Source organism: Aequorivita sp. CIP111184 (genome assembly GCF_900489465.1).
GTDB lineage: Bacteria > Bacteroidota > Bacteroidia > Flavobacteriales > Flavobacteriaceae > Aequorivita.
In genome coordinates, this window is sequence record NZ_UEFQ01000013.1 from 80459 (window position 1) to 104891 (window position 24433).

The 24433-nt window shown below is 38.1% G+C and carries 18 protein-coding genes; 14 read left to right on the top strand and 4 right to left on the bottom strand.

All coding sequences use genetic code 11. The features are described from left to right. Nucleotides 1-8: 8 nt before the first annotated feature. Nucleotides 9-410 carry a prepilin-type N-terminal cleavage/methylation domain-containing protein gene (locus AEQU1_RS00480; RefSeq protein WP_111879006.1) on the bottom strand — a complete coding sequence of 134 codons (402 nt, stop codon included), beginning with the start codon at nt 408-410 and terminating at the stop codon, nt 9-11. 301 nt (nt 411-711) lie between these two features. Between AEQU1_RS00480 and AEQU1_RS00485 the strand changes: the two genes are divergently transcribed. Genes AEQU1_RS00485 through AEQU1_RS00505 form a run of 5 tightly spaced genes read left to right on the top strand, consistent with a single transcriptional unit; the run spans nt 712 to nt 14456 of the window. Beyond that, the gene (locus AEQU1_RS00485; RefSeq protein WP_111877916.1) at nt 712-1245 is read left to right on the top strand and encodes an OmpH family outer membrane protein; all 534 of its coding nucleotides are present in this window, start codon (nt 712-714) and stop codon (nt 1243-1245) included. 7 nt (nt 1246-1252) lie between these two features. Continuing rightward, nucleotides 1253-1870, top strand: coding sequence for a hypothetical protein (locus tag AEQU1_RS00490; RefSeq protein WP_111877918.1), 618 nt, complete (start codon nt 1253-1255; stop codon nt 1868-1870). Between the two features lie 21 nt (nt 1871-1891). After that, nucleotides 1892-9580 (top strand): thrombospondin type 3 repeat-containing protein, encoded by a 7689-nt coding sequence (locus AEQU1_RS16265; protein WP_181566709.1) that lies wholly within the window; start codon nt 1892-1894, stop codon nt 9578-9580. Nucleotides 9581-9584: 4 nt separating this feature from the next. Further along, the gene (locus tag AEQU1_RS00500) at nt 9585-14033 is read left to right on the top strand and encodes an RHS repeat domain-containing protein (RefSeq protein ID WP_111877919.1); all 4449 of its coding nucleotides are present in this window, start codon (nt 9585-9587) and stop codon (nt 14031-14033) included. A 9-nt stretch (nt 14034-14042) separates the two neighbouring features. Further along, nucleotides 14043-14456 carry a hypothetical protein gene (locus tag AEQU1_RS00505; RefSeq protein WP_146743688.1) on the top strand — a complete coding sequence of 138 codons (414 nt, stop codon included), beginning with the start codon at nt 14043-14045 and terminating at the stop codon, nt 14454-14456. A 38-nt stretch (nt 14457-14494) separates the two neighbouring features. On the opposite strand, the gene AEQU1_RS00510 is transcribed toward AEQU1_RS00505, so the two are convergent. Next, on the bottom strand, nt 14495-14647 hold the full coding sequence (locus tag AEQU1_RS00510) for a hypothetical protein (protein ID WP_181566679.1): 153 nt from the start codon (nt 14645-14647) through the stop codon (nt 14495-14497). 91 nt (nt 14648-14738) lie between these two features. On the opposite strand from AEQU1_RS00510, the gene AEQU1_RS00515 reads away from it, so the two are divergent. Continuing rightward, the gene (locus AEQU1_RS00515) at nt 14739-15032 is read left to right on the top strand and encodes an RHS repeat-associated core domain-containing protein (protein ID WP_111877922.1); all 294 of its coding nucleotides are present in this window, start codon (nt 14739-14741) and stop codon (nt 15030-15032) included. Nucleotides 15033-15299: 267 nt separating this feature from the next. Here the strand turns inward: AEQU1_RS00515 and AEQU1_RS00520 are convergent, their stop codons facing one another. Continuing rightward, a complete protein-coding gene (locus AEQU1_RS00520; RefSeq protein ID WP_111877925.1) occupies nt 15300-16448 on the bottom strand; it encodes an IS91 family transposase in 1149 nt (382 codons plus the stop codon). Nucleotides 16449-16450: 2 nt separating this feature from the next. Continuing rightward, the gene (locus AEQU1_RS00525) at nt 16451-17173 is read right to left on the bottom strand and encodes a tyrosine-type recombinase/integrase (RefSeq protein ID WP_258455067.1); all 723 of its coding nucleotides are present in this window, start codon (nt 17171-17173) and stop codon (nt 16451-16453) included. A 495-nt stretch (nt 17174-17668) separates the two neighbouring features. Here AEQU1_RS00525 and AEQU1_RS00530 point away from each other — a divergent pair, with 495 nt between their 5' ends. The 8 genes from AEQU1_RS00530 (at nt 17669) to AEQU1_RS00565 (ending at nt 24432) form a co-directional block, all read left to right on the top strand. Then, the gene (locus AEQU1_RS00530) at nt 17669-18010 is read left to right on the top strand and encodes a hypothetical protein (RefSeq protein WP_146743689.1); all 342 of its coding nucleotides are present in this window, start codon (nt 17669-17671) and stop codon (nt 18008-18010) included. Between the two features lie 1202 nt (nt 18011-19212). After that, a complete protein-coding gene (locus AEQU1_RS00535) occupies nt 19213-19866 on the top strand; it encodes a hypothetical protein (protein ID WP_111877930.1) in 654 nt (217 codons plus the stop codon). Then, the gene (locus AEQU1_RS00540) at nt 19867-20802 is read left to right on the top strand and encodes a hypothetical protein (protein ID WP_111877932.1); all 936 of its coding nucleotides are present in this window, start codon (nt 19867-19869) and stop codon (nt 20800-20802) included. It begins immediately after the preceding gene. 2 nt (nt 20803-20804) lie between these two features. Beyond that, nucleotides 20805-21272 carry a hypothetical protein gene (locus AEQU1_RS00545; RefSeq protein ID WP_111877934.1) on the top strand — a complete coding sequence of 156 codons (468 nt, stop codon included), beginning with the start codon at nt 20805-20807 and terminating at the stop codon, nt 21270-21272. Between the two features lie 29 nt (nt 21273-21301). Beyond that, a complete protein-coding gene (locus tag AEQU1_RS00550) occupies nt 21302-22537 on the top strand; it encodes a hypothetical protein (RefSeq protein WP_146743690.1) in 1236 nt (411 codons plus the stop codon). Further along, on the top strand, nt 22534-22842 hold the full coding sequence (locus tag AEQU1_RS00555) for a hypothetical protein (RefSeq protein WP_146743691.1): 309 nt from the start codon (nt 22534-22536) through the stop codon (nt 22840-22842). The genes AEQU1_RS00550 and AEQU1_RS00555 overlap by 4 nt, the downstream gene beginning before the upstream one ends. Next, a complete protein-coding gene (locus AEQU1_RS00560; protein WP_111877938.1) occupies nt 22839-23312 on the top strand; it encodes a type II secretion system protein J in 474 nt (157 codons plus the stop codon). The genes AEQU1_RS00555 and AEQU1_RS00560 overlap by 4 nt, the downstream gene beginning before the upstream one ends. Beyond that, entirely contained in the window at nt 23302-24432 is a 1131-nt protein-coding gene (locus AEQU1_RS00565; RefSeq protein ID WP_111877940.1) for a type II secretion system F family protein, read from the top strand. The genes AEQU1_RS00560 and AEQU1_RS00565 overlap by 11 nt, the downstream gene beginning before the upstream one ends. The last annotated feature ends 1 nt before the right edge of the window (nt 24433 follow it).

Consider the following 24433-nt stretch of genomic DNA (forward strand, 5'->3'; position numbering starts at 1 on the left):
AACAAACATCAATCCTTCGTCACTTCTTTTGGGTTACCATTCTCATCGATTTCCCAAACATTGAATATCCCGTCTCCATCAAAATCGACAATAGCTTCTGCCCTCGCTTTAAAATTACCAGTCGTAGCCTCGATTACTTCATATCGATAATTAGCCGTTCCGCCCTCATTAACTGTTTTAGGGGCTTCAAAATCCAGCTCGTTAAATTCCATAGTGTATTTGGAATTAAGATAACGATATTGGGTCTGGAGATTGGCTATATATTTTAACTGAATTTTTGCCTCCTGTGCCTTGGTCTTTGAAATAAGGGGCATAAACGTAGGAAGTGCCAACAAAAGGAGTATACCTATAATAGCCAATACCAACAGCATTTCGTTTAGGGTAAAGGCGTTTATTCTCTTAAATCTCATCGCAGTATTCAACTTATAGATTAACATGTTTCCAAATATATAATAAAACGTAGGAAGTATTAAATTTTTCTTAACATGAATGTGGTTAATTCAAATTCCCGAGATAAGCTTTCAAAAAAATATTTATTACTACTATTATCAAAAGAATGTTGAGAAATCATTGTTCTTTTAAATTTTTTTTACATACAAACCATTTGTTTTAACAAAAATTTTAACTTTTATTTGTTAATAAAATCTAAATGCTTTATGTTTGAATGTTCCCTTTTTTGAAAATCGATAATTCGTATTTTAAACAATATCCATGAATAAAATTTCTTTGTCCCTTGCTCTAATTGCGCTTATTCTTAGCATTAGTTCTTTTTTTTATTTTAAATCAGATTCAGAATTGGTTTATGTAGACATTAATAAATTAATGGATGGCTATAAACGAACCTCAATTGAGAAATCTAAGTTTGAAGAAAAGGCAAAACTGATGCAATCTAATGTGGACAGTTTGGTCGCTGATTGGCAAAATGAACTTAAGATTTATGAAAAAGAACGATTGTCCTTGTCGAAAAAGGAACAAGAACTTAAAGAGGAACTTTTGGGAAATAAGCAGGAACGAATAAATAATTATCAAAAAGCAATTCAGGGCAAGATAAAAGAAGAAGATCAAAAAGGATCCCAGACAATTCTAAACGATATCAACGATTATGTCAAGGAATACGGAGAAAAACATAAATATAGAATCATATTTGGCGCTAGCGGGTCAGGGAATATAATGTTTGCTAACGAAAAGTCTGATTTAACAGAGGAAATTTTGGATGGTCTAAACAAGGAATTTTTAGGCAAATAATAAAAATATGTTTGAGAAAAAAATATTTTTTTCCATAATGACCTTATTTCTTTTGTGTTCCTGTAAACAAAAAGAATTTAATGATATTGATGAAATGATTACTTATTTAAAAATGCCAATTAATGGATATTTCCAAAGTAAAAATATTAATGGAATTCATTTTGAATTAATGTATCAGCCAACAGACATTCTAGTTTATAGGGAGCTTGACAGTGCATATAGTAAAAGTCTCATAAATTTAGTTAGAGAAAAATATGCCAAAAATTTATATTTCAATTTAAGTATTTCTAAAGAAGGTGGCGAACTTTTAAATAAGGTGCCTCAAAACACTGATGATTTTGGAGCTTTGTTAACACAACTTTCTTTTCAAATGGACAAACGCATTCATTTGTATAATAATAAAAAAGATACAATTGAATTAGCTGATTATGTATATCCGAGGATGTATGGGATGAGTAAAACAACTTCAATATTATTTGTTTTCCCAAAAAATGATGAATTTTTGAATAGTGAATATTTAAATTTTACTATTGAAGATATAGGATTAAAAACTGGGGAAATCAAATTTAAAATAAAATCGAATGACATTAAAAATGAACCAAAGCTCATTTTTCCAAAATCTTAATTTATTCATAATACTCTTCCAATGAAATATCGAAAGCCACCAACAAAAGGGATCAGTGTTTTTTTTATCATAATATTTTTTGCGGTCTCCTCCATTACAAATAATGGATTTGCGCAGGGTTCGGGGCCAAGTTCTCCTGAAGCGCAAGGTTTTGAGCCAGTGGATGCAACAGACATGGTAAATTTAGCTACAGGAGATATTTCTTACGTTCTTCCTTTGATGTCAATTGATGGTTATCCAATTAATCTTTCATATCACGCTGGGATTACACCAGATTTGGATGCCTCCTGGGTTGGTCTTGGATGGTATTTAAATCCTGGTGCCATAAATAGAGATGTAACCGGAACCCCGGATGACTGGAAAAGTGGTGTAGGAGTTAATTTCACTTCTTATAACAATACAGAGACTTATTATGGTATCACATTAGATGTGGGATTTGTCAATAATGCTCAAGTGGGTGTGGGAATGAACTGGGGCGCTGGTAAAGGGGTTTCTGGATCAGTAAGAGCTTCCGTTGGTCCAATGATGGGTGATGTGTTTAATGCCTCTGTAGGTGTCTCAGCGGACACTTATGGAAATGTAAATGCAAATGCAAGTGTTGGGGTCTCCATAGGAAGTTATGGTGCTGGTGCATCCGTATCATATTCGCTGAGCCAAGGGAGATTTTTAGGAGCAAGTATCGGGGCAGGAGTAAAAACTGGAGACCATGGCTTTGTTGGTGTGGGCGCTTCTTTTGGATTTGATGGGGGTTTTTCTATTGGGGCAGGATTTGGAGGAACTTATGGCGAAAATTATTCGGGCGATAAACAGGCTTCAGGTGGAGTTGGTATGGGGTCTGCAAGTTTTTCTTCCGGTGATTATTCAGTAAGTCAGCAAACAACCGCATTTGCAGCACCCTTCTATATTGGTCCAATCTCAATTACTCTGGGTTTTAGCAGAAAAAAGGTAAAATACTCTCTTCGTAAAGGTTTTGTTACAAACGACTGGGGAGTGCTTTATGCAAATGATTATGGAGGTTCAAATGGAATGACAAGTGGAACTTCACAAGCAGATGGACAAGATGGATCTAATGGTTTTAATGATTATATGAAAAGAACTAAGAGCTTTGATATATATGAAACTAGAATTCCACAGGGTGAAGAAGAATTTATTGCCGACTATTCCAAGGACATAGAGAATATAAATTTCACATTTGCAGGGTATGACAATTATAGCGTTTCTGCGCAAGGTTTGAGTGGTTCTATAAAACCAAAACTTTTTCAAAACATTCCCATTTTTGGCAAGGGTGAGCGGACTACGAATGCATCTAATGAGGATATTCATGTGTTCTGGCATCATGGGGTTGAAGGTACTCCACGAAGAGCGTTGGGCAATGATCTCCATTTCTATTTTGAAAATCAATTTACTAGTAATGAAACAGTACCCTCTTCTAACGGCACTATTGCTGGAGGAGGCAATGATCTCGATGATTTTGTAAATAATGAAAACTTGAATGCAGTTGGTTTTTCAAGTGGTTCGCAAACATATAATCGAAGGGCTAAAACACCGTCCTATATTGAGGTTTTTACCAATGAGCAAATTTTTGATGGTACAGCACAAAGCCATGGACTAATTACTCCATCTAATATAGCTGATAATTCTAGAAATAATAAAGCGTTTTTCTCACCTGAAGGGATTGGTGCATATAAAATTACTTCGCCTGATGGTAAAACCTATCATTATGCATTACCGGTTTATCATTTTGAACAAGTACAGAGAAACCTTATTGAATCTAAAGAAAGCCCTTTGGGAACCACTTCAAAGGCCAAAGAAAAAAGACAATATACCAAATTTGCAACACATTGGACATTGACTGCAATCACAGGATCCGATTATTATGACACCAATGGAAATAATAAAGTAGATGAGGCTGATTTTGGGTATTGGGTGGAATTAGAATATGGGAAGTGGACTGATGGTATGGTGTGGCGCACGCCTTATGAAAGTAATATTTATAATTACAGTACTAATTTAACAAATGATGTCGAGGAAAAGGATAAAGGATATTACCAGTTCGGACGGAAACAACTTTATTATCTTGATAAAATTAAAACACGAAACCAAACAGCTATATTTATAAAAAGTCTTCGTTATGATGCTATTGGGAAAACGCTAGATTTTAGGCATCAAGGTTCTGGATATGATAGTAATGGATATTTGCAAACAAGTGGGGGTAATTCAGGAATGAACCAAACTGAAAGTATTCACGTAAGGGAGACAGAAGTAAATTATCCAAGAGAATATAGCCTCAAATTAGATAAAATAGTTATGTTTAAAACCTCTGATGCAAATCAGCTAGTTAAAACTAATCCCGGTTATTTAGGCTCTGGTTTAATGGATGGTGGATATGATAGGGATGATTATCATAAACCTAAATGGGAATCCCCTCTTTATGAAGAAGAATATGGGGATAAAAATTCATTTGAATACTCTCTACATAATGAAAGTCTTGTTTTTGATGTTAATGATGTTTCACAAAGTTTTATTCAACAACATGCTTTAAAAGTAGTGGAATTTGACCACGATTATACACTTGCAAAAAAATCACCTACTTCCCCCTCAGGTGTTCACAATAAAAATGTTCACAGAGGAAAGCTAACTCTAAATAAATTAATGTTTAAAGGTAGAGGCGGTTATAATTATCTTCCTCCATATAAATTTGATTATTATTTAAAAGGAATGACCAATGTTGATTATCAACAAATTTTAGCAAGTAATTATAATTCTCCAAGCGCCTATGAGAGAGCTAAAAGGCAGATTGTGGATAATTGGGGTTTTATGAGAGGTAGAGAAGGAGGGGAAGATCGCGTGAAAGGGTGGAGCTTAAAGGAAATAACAATGCCTACAGGTGCCAAGATTAATATTGATTATGAGGAAGATAATTATTGGATAGAAGCATTCGGGCGAAGATTTTGGCAAGAAGATATAGAAATTAAAATTATTTCTCAATCAGATAATTGGAAAATCTATGTAAAAAACCAAGAAGGTCTTTTAGAGCGCTATAAAACAAATTTCACTCAATATTTCAAGATGAATGATAAAGTGTATTTTGATTTATGGATATGCCATAAACGAAAAAAGAGCGGTAATTATAAGGAATCTTGGTTCGATTTAAACCCTTCAGTGAATAATCTCTCCATTTGTACAGTGGAGAGCTCAGCCATAAATCAGGTTGTTTTTACTATTCCTAAAAACCTTACATCATACGACGTAGATGATTGGAACGATAGCGAAATTGGATTTGTTAATAGATGGTTTCATAATGATGGCTTAGAGAGCGGAAGACACAAAAGGAATAGTTGTCCTGAGCAAATGCGAAATGGACAAAAACATCATATAATTACTCACAAACTATTAGCTCCAAGAGTTCCGGAAGATCAATCAGGGGGTGGTTTGCGAGTAGCTAAACTTAAAACTACTGATATTACCTCTGGGACTAAATATTTTGCAACCTATGACTATAATTTTCCAGTGGGCCATGATAAAGAAGGGAGGTCTTCTGGAATTACATCATACGCTCCAATAGATGGTTTAAAATATGTGCCATATCAAACAGAACTTCCTCCGCCCGGAGTAATGTATGAATATGTAACTATGACGGAGAGAGCCGCTGATGGTGATTTTGATGTGCAAACTAGATATCACCAGCACGTTTTGCAACCCATTTTTGATATTTTTAACCCTAATTTGGAGATGGCACCTACGGGCTCAGGATTTTCTGCCCCAGAAGAAGATCGTATTTTTTGGGCAAATGTAGTTGAAAATGCTAATGGTCTAGATGGTACAGGTAGTAAAAGAGTGCAAGCACGAAAAATCGATTTGGCTATTAATACTGCTTTAATGGGTCAAATTAAGTCTATTGAAACGATTAACAAATATGGACAAGTGTTATTCCGCAGTGAAAATGAATATATAAATGGAAGTTTCCTAGAACAACAAGAACCTAATAAAGGGATAATTGGAGAGAGCTTTCATTCGATGAAAACCATATTTAAAACTGATAGTGATGGGACTGTTCAAAACGATAATAACTATCCTAAGAGACTATTAAGCATCTCCTCTAAGAGAGAATATAATAATATGCTTAAAAGAACCCGCACTTATTCCCTTAACCAAGAGATAACAACAATATATTCCGAAGTAGATGAATGGCTGGGGAGCTTTAGAATAAGTGAAACGACTTTGGCAGACGGTACAGAACAGCGTTCAGTAAGGTTTCCAGCATACAGCTACCAAGGATATTCTACAATGAGGGCAAAGACATTGGATCCCAACAATAAGAATATGCTTAATCAAGAAGCATTTTCATATTCAGAGATTAAGAATGGGGCTGGTATCTGGAAAACTATTGCTGCAAACGTAAATACCTGGAACAACAATTGGAGTTATAGAGACGCCTACGGTGCTCAAACCAATTCGGGGCCTCCTGTATGGAGAAAACATCGAAGTTATGTCTGGAAAGAAGGTGTTGATTTGGATGGAGCCTTTATAACTAATGTAAATGCAAATAATCAATACTTTGATTGGAACAACGGTACGGGTAGCTCTACTAAATGGCAGAGAGTTTCCGAAATTACACGCTATGATCATTTCTCCCAACCATTGGAAATAAAAGATATTAATGATAATTACCTTTCATCAAAAATGTCCGCGGATAATACCAAAGTTTTAGCCGCTGGTAACGCCCGGATGACAGAGATTTATTTTTCAAGCGCAGAAAGAGTACTATCTGGAAATCAATTTGAAGGAGAGGTTCGGGGAGCTAATTTTATAACCGATGAGGCTTCGCATGCTGGATTTTACTCCGTAAAAAATAGCTCAATAAATGACAAGGTCTTTGAAGTAGTTTCAGCATCTAACACACCAATGCGAACTGGTATGTACAAGGTGTCTTTCTGGGCCGCTGTACAAGAGGGCTATAATGAGAGCCACGCATATTTTAACGGCGTCAAACTAACTCCGCAAGAAAAAATTATTGCAGGATGTTGGGAGTTACGTAATTACTATTTTAATTATACAGGGGGTGGACTGAATGTATATATTAAGAATAGTCAGCATATTAATCAGTATTTTGATGATTTTCGTTTACATCCAGTGGCTGTTTCCCTTACCTCCTATATATATGATATTAAGAATGATGATTTATTGTTCATGCTTGATGCAAATAATTTGGCCTCCGCCTTTAGATATGATAATGCAGGTAGACTAATTAAATCTTATACTGAATCTCCGAACGACAACGATTTCTTGGGCGGATTCAAAGTAATAAGTAAGAACAGCTATAAATATACCGATGCTGGAGCATCGGTAGATATATACTCTGATCAAATAAACTGGTATGAATGTTTAGATGAGATTCCAAATGATGATCTCCCATGTGAATACATAGGCGATCCAAATTATCCAGATTCAGATGGAGACGGGCTGCCCGATATTTGTGATGATGACTGTGACAATGATGGAATTCTCGATGATGTTCCTGATAATTGCTTATGTATATATAATCCAGATCAAAGTGATACTGATGGTGATGGAATTGGGGATGCTTGTGATGATGATTGTGACAATGATGGTGTTCCAGACAATGCACCCGATAATTGTCCCTGTACGGCAAATGCCAATCAACAGGATTCCGATGGAGACGGAATTGGTGATGTTTGCGACCCAACCCCACTCGGTGATGAAGATGGCGATGGTATCCCTGATCCAAATGACAACTGTCCGGTGGTGCCAAATCCAGGGCAAGAAAATTCCGATGGAGATACTTTTGGTGACGTATGTGATAACTGTCCATATACCATAAATGAAGATCAGTCAGATATTGATGAGGATGGTGTTGGCGACGTATGTGATAATTGTCCCACAGATTATAATCCACAGCAATTAGACGCAGATGATGATGGTATTGGTGATGTATGCGATAACTGTCGTTATAGTTGTAATCCTGACCAAATTGATACTGATGGGGATGGAATTGGAGACACATGTGATAATTGTATTTATACTCCAAATTCAGATCAAGAAGATCTAGATTGTGATGGGATTGGAGACGCTTGCGACACTGAGATTAATTTGGATATAGATGGGGATGGTTTTATTAACTGTATAGATACCTGTCCAAACATTTATAATCCTGACCAAAGCGATACAAGTCAATGCGATAATTCTACCGATTGTGGTCTTATTGACACGGATGGAGATGGAGAATATGACTGGTGTGATCCTTGTCCTAATAACCCAGATCCTAACTGTGATAGTCCTTGTGACAATTGTGGTACAACAGATACCGATGGAGATGGTATATATGACGATTGTGATAATTGTCCAACGGAATATAACCCAAATCAGGCGGATCAGGACAATGATGGCCTGGGTGATGCCTGCGATGAGGATTGTGGCCCTGACTTTGATCATGACGGTATTGGGAATTATTGTGATAATTGTCCGTCCCTAACTAATTATGACCAACTTGACCAAGATAATGATGGAGTGGGAGATGTCTGTGATAATTGTCCTACCCAATTTAATCCAAATCAAGCGGATCAAGATAATAATGGTATTGGGGATGTTTGCGATCCAAACTGTGGCCCTGATGATGACGGTGATGGTATTGGTAATTTATGTGATAATTGTCCAACCATTGCTAATCCATTACAAGAAGATTCCGATGGTGACGGTATTGGAGATGCTTGTGATACAAATTGTGGTCCTGATCGAGATGGTGATGGTATTGGTGATATATGTGACAACTGTCCTACTAAACCTAACCCATTACAGGAAGATTCTGATGGTGATGATATTGGGGATATTTGTGATAATTGCCCAAATGACCCAAATACTTCACAGTTAGATACTGATGCTGATACTGTTGGAGATATTTGTGATAATTGTCCCTTGGTTCCTAATACTAATCAAATAGATTCAGACGGGGATGGTATAGGAGATGCATGTGAAGGTATTAATTACATTAACACCAACACTATAGGTGGATCGGGATGGACATTACTACTTATAATGGATGAATCACAATGCAATGTAAACGATTATATGCTTGATTTGATTAGATCGTCATCTGGTTATTATGGCACTCCATTTTATGTTCATGATGGTATAGGGAACGGTGGTGGGAATTACCCACAACCTGGCGAATTTGGGGAAGATGTAATAGCCTACAGGACTGAGAATCATTTCAGTAATATAGTTAAGCTTATAATTACAGATATTGAAATCAATGTAGGGCCATTGGATTATTCTGAGCTTTACATGGAATTTGATGGGACAAAAATTCAGTTGTCCGATTTACCTTATACCATTAACAGTGGCGATTTCCAAAACTTCCCTTCTCCAGATGGATCGGCTTTTAGTATTCCTAAATTACAAGTTAAATATAATGCTGATTTTTGTAACATACCTAATAGAACTAATACACTCCTTAACTTTAAATTTGAATTTGAATTGAGCGATGGATCTAGAATTAATTGGGATAGCGAAAGAAATCGGCCTTTGCAATATGGAAACCTTCTTAGATTTATATTTAGTGGTGGAAATCAGTCATCGGCGAAAGATATAGCAAAAGATCTGGGTATAGATGTCTCACAAGCTATTCCAGGTACTATTATCGTCCAAGATGAAAATGGCAACATTGTTTCTATATATAACATAAACGATTAAGAATATGAACATCAAAAATCATATAATCTTTGGAATCATTACTTTTTGCTTTTTCTTCATAGGTTCATTAGAGGCTCAAAACTTCAATCTTCCAGATGCTCCATTTTTGGGTGAAGGCGGGTATAATCAAACCTCGGGTATAAGTTTTGATTTGTACGGAAATCCTGTGGGCAAAGGAAAGGGATATTTTAACAGTTTAGGAAAGGGTACACAATCTCTTTCGTGGGATGTTTTGACTGGAAAAGTCTGGGGTAATCAACTACTTTATGACCGTCAAGGAAGACCAGCTTTTCGAACACTCAGCGCTCCTACAGGTACTAATCTTTCCTATTCAAACACCTTTATTCTAAACGGAAGCGGATCAAGCTATAACACCACTGACTTCGATGGGCCTGGGACAGTAGTAAATCCCTTACCTGTCAATTCCAACTCACAATTAGGGGCTTATTACAGCAATGGCAACAACTCCAACCCGTATCAAGATGTTACGTCTTATCCCTTTGTTCGAACTATTTTTAGTCGGCTCAACCCAGGAAGTCAACTCCGATTATTAGGAGGAAACAAAATATCGGGTGAATGGAAACAATCATACACATTTTCTATGCCAATGGGTAACCAAGTTCAGGCGGGGCACTGTAGCTCATATTATTTTCCGATTGATGGGAGCACTACTCGGGTTACCAAGACAATTATTCGCGATGTTCATGGAGAAGATACGGTTATTTATAAGGATAGTGATGGGAATACACTAGCGGCAGCGAGAAGTGGGGTACAAGCCAATCCCCACTGCGATGCTACCGATTTGTTTATTGGACCTCAGGGATATGTAGATATTCATATAGCCAAAAACGTAACAGAATTCAATGTGTCTGATTTTGATCCTATTGCAACAGGGGGAAGTCTAAAAGTATATAATCTTATTTCAGAAGAACTTGAAGGTACTATTACATCAAATGGTAGTATGAATGTAACTACTGGTTTTTATCGAATTGTAGTGGCAAACACACTTTCTTATTCTACGGCACTAAATGATCCCCAGGCTCCAGTCGCCCCGGTAAAGATAAACCACATAATTGATTATTATGACTTTAGTTTTAACCTTTATGACAAAGCGGGGAGGCTTACTTCAACCACTCAGCCAAAAGGAGGTTTGGAAAGCACTTATGCTTATAATTCACTTGGGCAGCTTTTGGAGGCCAACAGCCCCGATGAAGGAAATGCAAAATTCTTGTACCGTAAGGATGGTCAGATTCGTTTTTCTCAGAATGAACTTCAGGCGGCCAATGGTGGAGAGTTTTCATATACTAATTACGATGATCTTGGGCGTCCCATAGAAAGTGGTATTATCACGGACAAAAATGGTCCTTTGCCCCCATTCTCTGGTTTATGGGTGTATGTTGACAGCCCCACAGCTTTAGACAATTATTATAAAAAAGAAGTACATCATACAGTTTATGATATTCCAGATACGGATCTTGCTGAAATATTTACAACTAGAGATTGCCAAATGATAGGACACCATTATCAGCAAGCTTTTGTGGCTGGGAATGTAGTACAAACATATACTGAAGAACCATATACTTCTACTACTTGGTATAGCTATGACGTTCTTGGACGTGTAACCTGGATTGTCCAAAAAGTTGCAGGAATGCGATGTCCAAAAACTATTGACTATACATATCACCCCGCAACAGGTCAAGTAGTTCAGGTAGATTTTCAACAAAAGAATTCGGAGGAGCGATTCATACACAGATATCAATACAATGCTGCTGGGCAGCTCATCAAAGTTTTTACGTCGCGTACTGGTTTGGACAACGATTGGAAAGAGCAAGCTAGTTATTTCTATGCTGAATCGGGGGAACTAGTTCGAACAGTTATAGCGGAGGATCTGCAAGGAATTGATTTTGTTTATAATCTTTCTGGACAATTGAAGGCTATTAACCACCCTTCTCTTTTGTCCGCGAATGATCCTGGAGGGGATGGCGCCAATGGCATTCCTGCAGATGTCTTCGGTCTTGCCCTCGATTATTACAATGGAGATTATGCACGTACTGGAACTCCAACTCCAATAGCTAAACAAAACATTCATGGCACAGACCAGTTTAATGGAAATTTAAAGGGATTGAGATATAATACTCAAGGATTGGGCATAACGGGTGGCAATTTCCAGTCCTATATGTATGGATATAATAGAAATAATTGGCTAAAAGATGCAACTTATGGTTTGGGTAATATTGCCAATAATAATGGTACTTATGGCGTGAATTTTACACCAAATTCAAATGGAGATTACAGTGTGTCCAACCTCACTTACGATGCTAACGGAAATATACTTACTCTAAAACGGGATGGCTATACAGATAGCAATGGGAGCAATAATATGGATGACTTTGACTATTCCTATACTGGAAACCGCTTGCGCGGGATAACAGATTCAGGTGATAATAGTGACACCAACCGTTATGATGATTTGAGGGACCAGTCTGGTAATGGAGCAGACAATTATATTTACAACGAACTGGGCCAGCTCGTTTCGGACGCTCAAGGACAGAAGGTATATGAATATAATGCCTCAGGTCTGGTTAGTCGTATTTGCACCTTTGGTGGGGGAGGGAATCCACAAATTATTTTTCTCCAGGACTTCTCACTTGCTTCAAATATTGAAGCAAATGAATGGAACCGTTCCCTTGGTGGCGATGTGAAAATTCAATATTTTGATTATATCCCAGATAATGGAACAAATTCATGCGCTTATCTCAATAGCACTTACGGTAAGAGTTTAAAGCTAGAATTATCTAACAACCAAAATGCATCCCGTTTACTGAACGTAGCTGCCGGGATTCCACATACTCTTGATTTGAATGTTATAGTAGATCAATGGGATACTGGACAACGTCCAGCGGGATACACAATTGAAATATATAACTCTACAGGCCCTTCCATACCCGCCTCTATTCCACTCGCCTCAAAAACCTACAACTCAGCATTAGCATATATAGATGATCCTGATCTAAGTGGAACCACCTGCGACAAGTATTATGAGAATAGTGAGTCACTGACTTTTACCCCAACTGGAGGAAAAATTCGGCTAGTTATAAAAAAGCTAACGGCATCGGGCAGCGAGCCGATATATCTTGACAACATATCAATGACAGTGGGCACGGTGCCTTTAATGGATATTGCTTACAATGATCGTGGTCAGAGGCTACAAAAGAAAGTTTATAGCTTAACCAATAACTATACCTATTTTACCTATTATATTAGGGATGTGGCCGGAACAATAATGGGAATTTATTCTCAGACCGTGAACCAAGCAGGAAGTACTGTGGGCACAGATCCTTCATCAGAGCCATCTTATAGTGAGCCAGCACTTGAAGAATTGCCTCTGTATGGTAGTGGAAGGATCGGAGTACTTCGTGTTGCTAGCAGTGGGGGTGTTGGAGATACTCCCGATAACTACGTTTACCAACTTACAGATCACTTGGGCAATGTGAGAGCGGTTATATCTAAAGCGCCTAATGGCACCCCTGTGGTAATTGCACGGACGGATTACTATCCCTTCGGGATGCCGATGCCAAACCGCAATGTGCAAGGGAGTTATAGGTATGGTTATCAGGGAGAGTTTGCCGAGACCGACCCGGAGACGGGGATGCCAGCCTTTGAACTTCGCCTATGGGACGCACGTATAGGAAGGTGGCTTACCACCGATCCGTACGAACAACATTTCAGCCCATATATGGGGATGGGGAACAACCCCATATCAACGGTGGACCCGGACGGTGGTTGTGATGACCCGCCTTGTTGGGACAATGGGGACTATAACGCTGGCAGCTTGGACGAAGTCGTGATTACTGGATCAGGAGGCGGTAGTTGGGGTGCTGACGGGGCAATAACACTTGGGGGTTTTCAAAGTGCTTTTGCGGGTTCTACAGCTTTATATCAACAAACCTATCCTGAATTTGCAGGTATGGATTACAATCAAATGGTTGACCAATTCAATACAAATCACGGAGAACGTTTTGAAGAAGAATATGCCTTTCTCGAAGCGGAGCGTATCAGGGCGGAAAAAGAGGCATTAGCACTACAATTAATGAATTGGGGGCAGTATTATTCAATGGCGAGCATTGCAGGACCCAATTATAACATTCCCAGAGTTCGATTTGGACCAAGGGTTGGTCCTATTAGGGGAATGAATTTTAACAATCCTAATTCTTTTAAGGGCTTAGGCGCAAAACAAGTTAAGCAACATTTTCAAAAGCACGGGTGGAGCGTAAAAGAAACGAAAAATGGGTGGAGTGCTACAAACCCCAAAAACCCATCTGATGTATATAAGTTTGTTAAAGGATACAAAGGCTCTTCAGACATTCCAGTAATTAAACAAGGCCCGTATCTTAAAAATGGATATAGGCTACCGGACGTTAGAATTCCTTTGTTGGGCAATTCAGTAAAATAAATGGTTCTGATGAGTTATATAAGTCAAATCAAAAGCTATATTTTAAATCAAATTAAAGAAGAGGGGGATTTCAATTTGAAATTTGTAATCCCTCATTTTAAAAGGATAAAATATGACTATACTATTAATGCTCCTCTATTTGATTTTTCAGAGAATTATGCAATAGATGTACCTGACATCAATGAAGTTCAATCAGTTATAGAGACCTTGTTAAAAGAAAACCCACATCTTGGCTTATTTGAATATGTATCAGAAAAAGGTTTTGGTTATAAATGGAACGACAGTTTAAATATATTAAATGATAGCCGGTCCCAAAGCGTGCTATTTGATAAAGATACTTACTTAGGGAAAAACAGCAATCCTTATTACATTGGAGAAGTTGCCAACTCTTTAATAGCAGGACGTAATAAACACAGTAAATAATTTAAATAAAAGGTAGTAATTACAAATTACATTTATTTTCAAGCAATAGACTTCAACTTCACGTTTTTAATGAGCGCATCAAGGGTATAGAGAATATATTTCCTTTCTTCCTCGCCAAGCTCTGCAATATATTGAAAACCTTTTAAGTAGCTTTGGAATTTTAAAAAGCCCAACATTATCTCTATCAACAATTTTAAATTAAAAATTCAAATTTTTTTAGTGCTATTATTTTTTGTAGATTTAATCCTCGTTCTTTAACATTATATTGACCCTCCCTTCGGGATGCCCATGCCCAACCGCAATGTGCAAGGGAGTTATAGGTACGCTTACCAAGGACAAGAAAAGGATAATGAGACCGGGATGGAGGCTTTTGAGCTACGGCTTTGGGATGCGAGGATTGGTAGATGGTTAAGCCCTGATCCATATGGAGAGTTTTCTTCACCTTACATTGGTATGGCGAACAACCCTTTAAAATACGTAGATATAGATGGGGGAAGGATTTCCGTCACAGATATAAATGGTAATAGTTATGAATATAAAGATGGCAACTTATATAATACGAAAACTAATAACTAAGCATTCGTGTGGTCGGTACGACCCAACATGAATGCAGTGTTGACTGAACCGGTGTATGTCGGTTTGTCCTTATGGGGATTGGTCTATTTTGGGATGGATTTTCAGGAGTCGATTTTTTCTGATTTTGGATTGTTGCGCTCTTTTTTTGCTAAGGAACCAATGGACACTGCCCATTTTATAGTCTCTCTTTTCTATTTTCCAGGTTTATCAGGTCGTTTTCTTCAGTTTTGACCATAGGAGTCCCGTTACGTCGGGATTCACGTTTTTTTATATAGGTCTGTTTAACTGTTTTTTAATTTGCTCTTGCCAGTGATTGGGTGGTCCACGAGCGGTAAAGGTCGCAACGGTGACAAGGTTTCCTTTTTTGCATGCCGGACACTTGCGGTGCAATAAAGGTGCTGTCTTTGGAAGCTCCGGTTTGCCGATCGCTATTTGTAATTCAGGAATGACGGTTCTTTTATAATAGCTGCTCAAGATGCCGTAATGCCTGATACGGGTAAATCCCTTGGGCAGGATGTGCAGCGCGAACCGCCTTATAAACTCGGCATCAGATAACCTGGTCACCGACCTTTTACCGCCATGACGGTACTCCTTTACCATAAACCGTACATTTCCATCTTCTAGACTTTTTATCCGATGGTTGCCAATGGCGATCTTATGGGTATAGCGCCCCAAGTATTCTACTACTTGTGAAGGTCCAAAAAATGGACGTTTGCAATAGACCACCCAGTTGTGCTTGAACAGGCTTTGGTAAAAAGAAGGAGATTGCTGTGTTCCCAACTCTTTGCGCAGCCCAGCCACAAAACGTGCCCTAAAGACGGTGCTCATGGCCTTTACGGGGAAGAGGTATTTTCCCTTGTTTTTGGCAGGTTTCCATCCGATACCTATCGGATTGCCAGATTTGGTAATACCGCCACCCGGGACAATGCAGTGCAAGTGTGGGTGCAACGACAGGTTCTGCCCCCAGGTGTGCAGGATGGCGATCATTCCCATCTTGGCGCCCAAGAACTTGGGATTGCCACCAAAATCCCCAATGATACTCCAAGCCGTTTTGAATAAAAGATTGTACACCAACTTTGGCTGGTACAGACATACCTGGTTCAGCTCACAGGGCAAGGTAAAAACTACGTGGAAGTAAGGAACCTTTAATAAATCTGCCTCTCTAGCTTGTATCCATTGCTCTTTCTTGTGTCCCTGACACTTGGGGCAATGGCGGTTACGACAACTGTTGTAGCTGAGGTGAAGCTTTTGACAGGCTGGATTATTGCAACGATCTATATGGCCGCCCAAGGCCGAAGTGCGGCACTTGCGCAGGGCATGCAGGGTGCGAGCTTGCCAACTGTTGGCACAATAATGGGCAAGGCGTTCCCTGTTGCGCTCCAATACGTGCGCCACTTCATAATCGGGAAAGGACATCGCTATTGGTCATAGAGCCTGTCCAGCGGACTGAAAGGCTTTTGCCTACCCGATTGTGCCACATGAAGGTAGATAAGGGTCGTTTGAATGTCTGCGTGTCCCAAGAGGTCTTTCACGCTCATAATGTCCAGGCCCATTTCCAAAAGATGGGTCGCATAGCTATGGCGTAGGATATGGGCGGTAATCTCCTTTTGGATACCGCTGCGCTTGCGAGCTTCACGGACACCCCACTGTATTCCTTGTGAGGAAAGTTGTACGGGACTGCCTGTTTTGTCATTGCCCGTAAAGCACCAGGTGACCGGGTTTTCTGCCAAAAAGTACTTCTTTAGACCACGGATTTGTATCTCGGATAAGGGAACATAGCGATCCTTGCGCCCTTTGCCCTGGCGAACGTGAATCTGCTTCCTCTCAAAATCTAGATCCCTGCGCTGTAGGTTACGAAGTTCAAAATTACGAAGACCACAGCCATAGAGCATCGCAAGGACCAATCGGTGCTTGAGTAGTTTTGGAGTGCGAAGCAATTGTTTTATCTCCCTTTGGTTTAATACAACGGGGAGTTTCTTGGGGCGTTCAATGGAAGGAAGTATGACTCGCATCTCTTTCATCCCAAAGACACGATAGGCATAGCGCAGTCCATAAACGGTATGTTTGAAAAAACTATCCGATGGGGTTTTGTTCTGGGACTTTAAAACGTGTAGATAATCTAAGATTTGTTCCTCATCCAAATCAAGTGGACTACAGTTAAAATGGAGGGCGATGTGCGCTAAACAGCGAGCATAGTTGGTAAGAGTACTCTGGCTTTTGCCAGCAAGTTCAACGGATCGTTTGAGCTTATGGTAGAGTGTTGAAAACTCTGGAACGGAAATAATCGCCCTTTCAATCAGGGTCTTACTTTTTTTTCATAACTTTAAATATTAGTATTTCACAATACTTTAAAGGTAGTGAATCGTGATGTAACTGTCTCGTGAAGCTACCTTTAGGTTTAGTTCAACACAGTCTATACGGGTAATGATGAGTTTCTTATAGATACTAGAAATGCTCTTACAAAATTAGATTACTCATCTTCTAGGCTTGCCATAGATAACGATGGAAATCTAAGCAGAAAAGGAACTATAGTTAACTTGGTTGATTCAAAACAGGTATATAGCCTTATATATGAACGTGGTCAACACCATACGATTACGGGAACGACTAGGACTAAGATTGATCATAAAACAAGGTTGAGATTACCTGTTAAAGGAAGTGACAATTCTAAGAATAGTCCATACGAAATAATCATTGCTCACGAGTTAGGTCATCAAATCGCATCCGTGGCTGGAAATAATTCTCCTCTAGTTCGAGCCTACCTAGACACACCATGGTTTACATTCACTAGTGGGGACGGAATTGTTACAAATGAGAATTTAGAGGAAAATTTTACATTGAATTTTGAAAATTTCTTTAGAAATTTGTTAAATCTTCCTTTAAGAACACATTATATGGTTCAAGACGGTATTCCAGTTGAAAAAAGCAGAGTATTTACTGGACCCTTATCTAATCCAATTTTTGTTGATGATAACTAACTAAACTAAATTTTTATGAAATCTGTTTATTTTTATTTATTAATCGCTTTTGCAATTTACTCTTGTAATACTTCAGAAATAGTAAGCAATAGAATTAATAATATCTATAACCCGTTGGGTGTAATTAAATTTTGAATATTGATTTTTGTCACTTCGAGTGATTTCAGTTGAAAATTAAATAATTTTCAACTGAAATTATATCGAGAAGCGCTGAAAATGAATTTATAAAGGTTCTCGATACATTTTTTGTTCCATTTCATTCCTCAAAAAACACTCGAACTGACAATATAGGCAATTACACCCAACGGGTATATCTATATTCAAAATTATCCTCTTCAAAAGAAAAATAAACAAATTAAAGAATTAAATGAATTTAGAAGACAAGTCTTAAGAAACTATATAAAAAGCAACAATTCTGGTCAAATTATTATTTTAGAAAGAATAGATTTTCAAGGTTTTAATTCTGCTTTAAATGCTAAGTATGTTATATACAATCCATTTAATAAAAAAAAGTCAATATATTATTTAGAACCAGGAATATTTGAAAAACTAGATGAGAATAGCTTTTCCGAAAAGACAAGTATTTCTACTTTCAATTTTATACTAAATAAGTATGTAGAGAATCAATTTAAAATTTTAGATACGATATATCAAAACCCCAATTACAAAGTTAATCACCCTGGATATTATAATTTTTTTGTTTTAGATGATGAATTACAGGTTAAATTTTTTAAACGTTTCAAAGAATTTGTTGTTGATACAAATTCTTTGGAACAAGTAAATAATGTCCAAAATTTGGAATAAACTCCGTAAATAAGATTTATTATATAAAATAACTTTCTCAAGAAAAAGATTTCCGTCTCAAAATTTTTAAAATGTGTTAATGGAAATTTGTACAATTTTCGTTTTTACGAAAACAGAAGTCGGTAACATGACATTCATTTAAAAACCTAATCAAAACAACCTCTAAGATATTATGGTCATCTTAGGGTAGCTTAAAAGCCTTTGCAACCAAGTTGCCCAAAAGCTTAATGTTGTTAGAAATTCTATAGTATCCATACTCTTTTCGACATTAATGAAAGTTTGTGTATATTCTTTCAAGTCAATCTACCACTGAAATTAATATTTAATTTTCTTGCCCATCCCTATAAAACCAGTATATTTATCACTTAAATTATTCAGTCTTGCGATTTTTGATTTTAATGTTTTTTTTTACTGCGGTTTCCTGTAAGCCCATACAATATAAACAATCTATAGATGTTTCGTTGCCAGAACTGGGAACACTGGGTATTTATTCCTCCTACGTGCTGGGAAATGACTACCAGCCAAAAACAATAGCAGACTTATCGGGACCAATCCGGCTGCAATGGGAAGAAATAAAAATGCAAAAACGAAATATTTTCATCAGAAAAGATTCCCTAAGCCAACCACAAAAAGACAGTACTCTCGTTTCTTTTAAAATTTTGGACAAGGTGGGATTGCTAAAACAAATCAATGCCGACAAAGACCTAATGAAATATCTTCGCAAGAACGAAAAGTATAAATTAGTGTCCCAAGTTACAGTTCATTTTCCAGAAGCTATTTTGCAACAGGTACAATCCTCCGATGAAATCTATTTAACACAAAACAAGAAAAAAACATTATCACTTAGTCTTTTAAAAAATAACAAAATATTCAACCAGATAGAATTTACTGATGGTAAGATTGTTAAATTCAAAACCACCGAATTCTGTTGGGGACTTAACAAACGAAGAGAACCAGAGATTTTCGATTTGGTGCCCGAGGGAACCGAATGCAGTGGGGAGACCTATAAATCAGCAAAGAAAGTGGAGAAGAAAAATGAATTCAAGTTTTAGATGAAGAATTTCAAATACATGCTGGGAAGTTTTTTAATCCTTACGATATACTCCTGCGAAGAGGTGCTTTTCGAGCAGGATATTAGTGGTGAAACGGTAACGCTAATCGCCCCGGCCAACAATACCGAGATAGAGGCTAATTCGGTTCGTTTTAACTGGGAATCTTTAGAAGGAGCCACCAATTATGAAATCCAGATAGCCACTCCGAATTTTGCAAACGCGAACCAATTGGTTCTTAATACCGTCACAGATTCCACATTCTATCAGGTTGAACTGATAGAAAATGAATACGAGTGGCGAGTACGGGCACAAAACAGCGGATACGTTACGGCCTACTCATCCGCAAAGTTCAGCGTAATACCCATTACGAACTTTTCAAACAATACCGTAATATTGCTTTCTCCTGCAAACGGTCTTATTACTAATGAAGATTCCTTTAACTTAAAATGGGAAGAAGTGCTGGAAGCTACCCAATATAGAATTCAAATACTGGATGAGAATGGCGAGCCTATCCAAAGCGAGACAACCAACGACACAAATCTGGATATTACTTTTCCTGAGGGAAGTTTGCAATGGCAGGTACGTGCTGAAAAGGATAATGAATTTACCCTATATTCCTCAAGAAATATCCTAGTAGACAGGACCCCTCCAAATATTCCCACCCTGACTGCACCCACTGATGAACAGATACTCACCAATCCCTTGGTCTCTTTCAACTGGACACGTACTTTAATAGAAGGCAGTGTGGAATTTGATAGTATCTATGTTTATCGCAACCTTACCCTTACCGATCTGGTATTAAAGGATGAAGTTACGGCTCCCTATGAAACCACCTTGGTTACCAATGAGACCTATTACTGGTATATGAAAGCCTTTGACGAAGCCGGAAATGAAAGTGATGACAGCACTGTCTTTAGCTTTACAATCAACGAATAGTTTTGAAAGGCAACAAAAACATAAAGATACTCTTGCCAGTAGTAATTGTTATCTGGGGGTTTTTGATCTATAAGATTGTCGATGCCTTCAGTTCAGAGAGCATCGATATTGCAAAAACACAGAAAGCAAACTTCAAACCTCCCAAGGGAATCCAAAAAGATACATTTTCGCTGGTTCCCGTTGAAACCGATCCCTTTTTGGGAACAGTATATGCAAAATCAAAGCCCACTACCCAAAACGCAAATTCTCCACATAAACCAAAAAACGAAAAGCAATGGCCATCCATAGGATACTTTGGGATCGTGGCCGATAAAAAATTCACTTCCAGCGTCTATATTGTCAGTATAAATGGCCAGCAATTTTTATTAAAAAAAGGGGATACCCTCCAAAAACTTAAAATAATCAAAGGCTCGGAAGAGAATATCTTTATCCGCTATGAAGGGCAGACCAAAGAATTTCCCATAATGTGATACGACCCAGAAAAATAAGAGCCTCCGCGATGCAGTTCGCTATATTGGTCGCTACCATTATCGCTATACTCTTGGGCTCATTTTTGACCCTTTCCCAGACCCACCTTTTTTTCAATACCCAGTCAAGAATTTTGGGAAATGTAATCGATAATGCCAATGCGGGAATTCATTATTCCTTAAAGAAGGAACACTTAATCGCGGATTCCATTTCAATAGAGAATGATATTTATACCACAAGGATCAAAAAAGCCAGTTGGGGCGGGTATTTAAAGATTAATAGTACTGCTTTGGCAAAGACCAAAAGTTTCTCCAAGATAGCATTGACGGGTAGTAAGGTTTCCGATCCTGCGCTCGGCATCTATCTATCTGAAAGTAAGCTTCCCTTGGTACTTGTCGGCAATACGGTAATTGAGGGCGATGCCTATGTTTCTGATTTCGGCATAAAACCTGGTATTATCTCCGGTCATTACTACAATGGCAAGGAACTGGTAAGGGGAAATATCAGTTCAGGAAAAGGGTCTCTTCCAGAACTAGACCCAGTCTGGGTGAACGACATTAGAAGATTGCAAGAGTATGTTCCTTTCAATTTAGATGAAGTGATAGAGCGGGAAGCCATCAATAAAAACTCTTTTTTTGAAAATACACATTTTGTGTACGATGAAAATAAGATTACTCTTAACGAAACCTATATAGGAAACATTATCATCAAGAGCGTAACGGAAGTAGTAGTAACCAATATTGCACAATTGACAGATGTTGTGGTAATAGCACCCAAGATTACCATTGAAGAAGGGTTTGCTGGAAGCGCCTCCTTTATTGCCGAGGAAAGAATTTCTCTTGCCGAAAACGTACAATTAGACTATCCCTCGTCATTGATATTAGTTAATACTAAAAATGATGAAAACATACCTGTTCAAAAAGGAGAAGAACCAATTTTTATTGCCGACAATTCCATTATTGAAGGAACGGTCATCTATTTAGATGAACGAAAGGAAAAGACAGATAACAGTATGAATTCTTTTACTCATGTAGCAATTGCGCCAATGGGAACAGTTAATGGATATGTATATTGCCAAGGGAACGTGGAGCTGATGGGAACGGTAATAGGTGCTATTTATGCAAACCGTTTTTTGGCAAGGGAATTCGGTTCGGTCTATATTAACCACATCTATAACGGAAAAGTATGGGGGCGAGACATTGACCCTGCATTCGGAGGGCTTCCATTTAAGGATTCCGATAAAGCAATCGTAAAATGGTTATATTGAAAAAAATACGATCGGCCACACTTGTGGAAACAATGGTCGCCTCGGTGATCATTGTCATCGTTTTTTTGATAGCCAGTCTCAGCCTAAATAATATATTTCGGGGTACTATCAATTCAGATGACGCGACACTTCGGAACCGGATCAATGAACTGACCTATTTTGTCAGCAACGAAAAAGTAAAAGTTCCCTTTTATGAAGATACTCCGCTGTGGGATATTGCCATAGAAACCCAAGAAGGAGAGAATGTGATGGAAGTGTTGAACAAAAAGAACAGAAAAGAAATAAGGATAAAACTTGCTGAATGAGATTCCAAAAGAAAATACCAGCTTTTACCCTTACTGAAATGCTTGTTGTTTTGGCCATTACGGCAATCATTGCAGGGCTTGCTTTTGCTATCATTACCCTGTTTACCAAAAATATGCAAAGTATAGAAAATAATTACAGTAAGGGAACCGAGCGCAATTTGTTCACGGACCAACTGACCGTTGATTTTAATAGGTACCATACTATTGGTTATAATCCATTGGGCAGGGAAATCATCTTCAAAAATCCCTTGGATTCGGTCAGGTATCTTTGGGAAGAAAATTGGGTGCTACGGGGAACGGATACCGTACTAGATTTACCGACAGATCTTGAACTATATAATTCAGGGGGAAAAGTTGAAGCCGGAAATACGGATGCCATAAAAATCAGGTTTGGGGAAAAGGAAGAAGATTTTATATTTATCTTTCGAAGCAAGGATTCATACAGCCATATAATAGAGAATGGGGATTAAATTTGAAAATATAACTTCAACCAAGAAAGTAGAAACCCAGATAAGCAAAACAAGTTTTCTGAATAGGGAGATATCGCTGTTCGGGAATTCTTTTTCAAACAAGGCCAAGGAGCAGTTCTATTCCGAGCTCAGCGTGCTACTCAATTCCGGGGTAAATCTAAAACGTGCCCTTGATCTAATCTCCGAGATGCAGAATAAACAGAAGGACAAAAAATTGATCGATGATATTTCAAACCAAATTGTAGCAGGGAGTTCATTATCGGAAGCATTACAAAGAAACAAGAACTTTACCCCATATGAATACCAAGCCGTAAAGATTGGGGAGCAAACGGGACAACTAAACAAAATAACTAACGACCTTAGAGAATTCTTCAATCGAAAGACCGAACTGAGAAGACAGCTTATTTCATCGCTTTCCTATCCATTAATCGTTTTAATAACCGCCTGTGGCGTTGTGTTCTTTATGTTGCGGTATGTGGTTCCTATGTTCGTGGATATCTTTAAGCAGAACCGGGTAGAGCTGCCTTGGCTGACAAAGATCATTGTAAAACTTTCGGGGTTTGTGGTAAACAACGGTTGGATTGTTTTGATTTCAATCCTATTGATTATAATCCTGTTTAAAATCGTTTCCAAAAAGGAATGGTACTATCGGTTTATAGGCAATCTCCAAATAAAGATTCCCGTGATGGGCAATTATATTAAGAAAATCTACTTGATACAGTTTACGCAGGCAATGGCTCTGCTCACCAATGCCCGAATTCCAGTGGTCAGTGGAATTGCATTGGCGCGAGATATGATAAGGCTCTATCCGTTGGAAAAAACACTGGTGTCCGTAGAAAAGGATATTATCCAAGGAAAAAAGCTTTATGAGAGTTTCGCTGAGCATCCTTTCTACGACAAAAAACTCATTGCGCTTTTAAAAGTTGCGGAGGAGACCAACCAGACAGAATATATTTTCCAAAAGCTTTATGACCAATACAATCTTGAGATTAAATATCAGGGGCAGATTATATCAAACGTGCTTAATTTTTTGCTTACCTTGTTTGTGGGCCTTATCGTAGGAATAATTTTGGTTGCGATGTACCTGCCAATGTTTAAGCTGAGCAGTGTAATTGGCTAAA